The organism is Candidatus Poribacteria bacterium (genome assembly GCA_021295755.1).
Lineage (GTDB): Bacteria > Poribacteria > WGA-4E > WGA-4E > PCPOR2b > PCPOR2b.
Genome location: JAGWBT010000036.1, coordinates 38,832 through 42,469, shown reverse-complemented (window position 1 = coordinate 42,469; position 3,638 = coordinate 38,832). Strand labels below are relative to the sequence as shown.

Annotated in this window: 4 protein-coding genes; all 4 read right to left on the bottom strand. The window is 51.2% G+C overall.

The features are described from left to right. Window positions 1-1,117: HAMP domain-containing protein (locus J4G02_07180; GenBank protein ID MCE2394358.1), on the bottom strand; the 1,117-nt coding region annotated here is incomplete at its 3' end. Window positions 1,118-1,156: 39 nt separating this feature from the next. After that, window positions 1,157-2,101, bottom strand: coding sequence for an aldo/keto reductase (locus J4G02_07175; protein ID MCE2394357.1), 945 nt, complete (start codon window positions 2,099-2,101; stop codon window positions 1,157-1,159). A 146-nt stretch (window positions 2,102-2,247) separates the two neighbouring features. Then, window positions 2,248-3,126, bottom strand: coding sequence for a 4-hydroxy-tetrahydrodipicolinate synthase (locus J4G02_07170; GenBank protein MCE2394356.1), 879 nt, complete (start codon window positions 3,124-3,126; stop codon window positions 2,248-2,250). Window positions 3,127-3,373: 247 nt separating this feature from the next. Further along, window positions 3,374-3,638: hypothetical protein (locus J4G02_07165; protein MCE2394355.1), on the bottom strand; the 265-nt coding region annotated here is incomplete at its 5' end.

Here is a 3,638-nt window from a genome sequence, read left to right as displayed (position 1 = left end):
CAAGTAAGCGGCGCAACCCTTCAACTTCAGTGATAATGGTTTGGGTGCAGCGCTCCAAAAGTTCGGAGAGATCGTCAGGGTTATTGCGGTAACGACGCTGCAGACGCTGCGCCGACAACTGAATCGGTGTCAACGGATTCTTAATCTCATGTGCTAATTTCTGTGCGATATCCTGCCACGCCGCAATTTTTTCGGCACGCCTTAACTCCTCAGTACGTGCTTTCAGGTCGGAGACCATCCGGTTGAAAGCCCCCGCTAAGAGGGCGAACTCATCATCAGTCTGCACCGCCACCTGATAGTCGAGGTTTCCATTGGAGATCTGCTCCGTGCCGGCGACGAGTGACCGAATCGGTGTGTTAATTTCTTTCGCAAGGATTCTGCTGACGAAAAAGGCAACGACCACAATCAGTGCCGCTGTGATCAGTAGAGCGATAACGGTTGTGCGGCTTTCCGTTCGGCGATATGCGGTCCCTTCCGCATCGATATCCGTTTCCAGACGGTTCAGTTTGTTCTGGATGGCTGACATCTGGGCTTGCATCTGGGCGGGTGTCAATGCCATCGATTTCCCGACGACCATCGCCCCCAAGCGTCTCATTCCATCCTCTGAAAAGATTGGCACACCGCAAATCAAAAAACCTTGGGCTGCCAATTCGTGCGAGATGGTTGGAGCATCAGGTAACTCATCCAATGGTCTCAAAAAAGTGGTAAGCGTTTCGGGTGGATGATTCGGGTTGGTGCTAAAGACAAGATGTCCGTCCCAATCGTAGATAGCGATGAGGTAATCGCCGTAAGTGTCCGCGAGTTCGGTGGCTCGTATCTCGACGGCGTTGGAGTCAAAGTCCTCCAATACAGCAACCAAGTCCTCATCAACCGCCAAAAGTTCAGCGGTGTCTGTCAAGGGTAGGTTCTCATAAAGTTCGAGCGTATGAGCGATTTCACTGGCACCTTCGATAATTGCCGCGGAATTCGTAAGCGTTAACGCAATCTGGTGGTTTGCCCAACGCTCCACGCTTCGGCTAATGAGGTGGTAGGAGACGAGAACGAGGACAACAGTGGGTAGCAGTGCCATTCCCACAAAAAGAATCATCAGCTTGCGTTGAAACTTCAGGCGATTCATGACCATAGGACGTGAGAACAGTTTACACGCGTTTTGGTATCAGAATTCCTTCTGTAATCGCTGCAAAATGTGCGAGCGCAGCGCAGGGAGATCCGCTGTGGCAACACCATCGTCTACCTGTGCGGTCGTCATCATGCCAGGGACAACCGCACTGACGGCTGGATGGGCAAGGATAAATTTGAGGGCGGCTTGCGGAAGTGTCTCGGTTGCGTCACCGACAATTTCTTTGACAATTTCTACTTGTCGCAAGTCGTTGCGAAGCTGCTCAGAGGACCAAGTTTTGCGATGGTCGTTGTCGGCAAATTTTGTATCTAGTGTCAGTTGTCCGGACAACAGTCCTGATGCAAGCGGTTGTCGCACGATAACCCCTACACCTTTGGATTGTGCTGCCGGCAGCACCGTTTCAGCCATAGATTGATTCAGGATGTTGTAAGTCAGCATCATTGTTGAGATGCCGGTCTCCTCAATTGCTTTCAACGCTTGTGCTTCGCTGCCGAGAGCCATGCCATAAAAACGTATTTTCCCTTCAGCTTTGAGTTGTTCCATTGTCTCGAAAGCTTCATCCCACTGTTCGGGAGGCGGAGGAGCGTGGAATTGGTAGGTGTCTATCGCTTCGCGTCCCAATCGCTGTAAACTTCCCTCCACAGAGGCGCGAATGTAGTCACGGGAAGCGTTATACGACGGTCGTTGTTCCCACCCCTGACTCACCCAACCATCGGAGCCTATTTCATAGCCGACCTTCGTGGCGATAACCACTGCGTCTTGCATGTTAGCGAAAGCCTGCCCAAGCAGCCGTTCTGAGCGACCACCACCATACTGATCGGCGGTATCGTACAGAGTAACCCCATGTTCATACGCATACTGGAGCAGACGGATTGCTACTGCCTCGTCTATATCGCCCCATTCGCGTCCACCGAGCTCCCATGTCCCCATGCCGATCTCGGAAACGGTTAAGCCGGTCGTTCCCAAAGCACGATATTGCATTGTTGCTCCTCCGATTGACAAGTCGTCAGATAACTACCAGCCGATTTTTCAACATTGACCAAAAGATAGCTGCCGACTCCATAAGGAAATTTATAAGCACGGCAGCTATCTTTCAGGTTATCCATCAAGCCCAAGTTGACTCATTACTAGCTAATCAAACCTGCGTCCTTCAATGTTTGACGCAACGTCTCCTGATTGGCAGGTGTGAGTGGCGCAAGTGGCAGCCGCAGCTTACCGTTGAGTTTCCCCATCAGCATAAGGGCTGTCTTCGCAGGGATGGGATTGGTCTCAATAAAGAGGTCCACCGCCAACTGCATAGTTTTGTAGTGGAGTTTTCGAGCGAGTTCAATATTACCTGCTTTGAAGGCGTTGCACGTCTCAGCAATATCAGCGGGAGCCACATTCGCAACAACCGAGATTACGCCCTTTCCACCGACAGAGAGGATCGGCAAGGTATTGATATCATCGCCCGACAGCACGACAAAATCGTCAGGGCACATCGACACCAATTCACTGGAGCGCTTGAGTTCGCCGGTTGCCTCTTTGAGTCCGACAATATTCGGGTGTTCAGCGAGTTGAGCAACGGTGTCCGAAAGAATGTCTGTCCCACAACGAGGGGGAACATTATAGATAATAATCGGGATGTCAACGCTGTCGGCAATTTTCATGTAATGCGCGTACAATCCCTGTTGGTTAGGTTTGTTATAGTACGGCGTTACGATGAGCGCAGCATCGGCACCGGCGGCTTTTGCGTGCTCCGTCGCTCGCAAGGTCCGCGCCGTCGAATTGGAGCCTGTTCCTGCGATGATTGGCACACGACCATTCACTGTCTCAACCGTGAGTTCTATCACACGGTCATGCTCCTCCTCTGAAAGGGAGGGAGATTCACCGGTCGTGCCGCAGGGAACGATGCCGTGTGTGCCCCCATCGATCTGGAATTCGATTAGCTCTTTAAGTTTGGTTTCATCAAGGGATTCGTCATCTTTGAATGGTGTCACAAGTGCGACAAAGGATCCTTCAAACATTTTTTGCCTCCTTACGGTCAAGGTGGTGTTTTGGTGAGTGAATTTTACTAATCTCTCAGATTTTCCAGCATTGTCCTCAGACAAATCGGCATTAAAATTGGGCTTATTTTAACCCATCTCAATTAGTGTGTCAATCCCAATGTTTACGCAATGCGTAAGAAGAAGCCGTTTACGCATTACGTATCACGTCGTGAAGTTTTAACCTGCTTGTTGTGCTTTGCTCTTCAGGATACGTCCATCTATTGTTTTATTCTTGCTCTGTATACTGCCCATCCAGATACCCAATCCCTCCAAGCTCTGTCGGGACATGAATAAAGGTGACTGTATCCGCGGCAAGACCACGCTCAATCGCGGGTCCAAGCTGATTGGGATGCTCAATATATACCCCTTCCCCGCCAAGTGCCTCGGCAACACGATCAAAGCGGATTTCCCCGAACACCGTCCCCATGCGACGCTCAGGTGCGCGGGAATCCGCTTCAATACCCCACGCACTGTCATGGGCGACGACAGCG

What these genes read in the sequence shown, in the direction of transcription:
- J4G02_07175 (MCE2394357.1), bottom strand. Translation starts at nt 2,101, where the DNA reads ATGCAATATCGTGCTTTGGGAACGACCGGCTTAACCGTTTCCGAGATC.
- J4G02_07170 (MCE2394356.1), bottom strand. Translation starts at nt 3,126, where the DNA reads ATGTTTGAAGGATCCTTTGTCGCACTTGTGACACCATTCAAAGATGAC.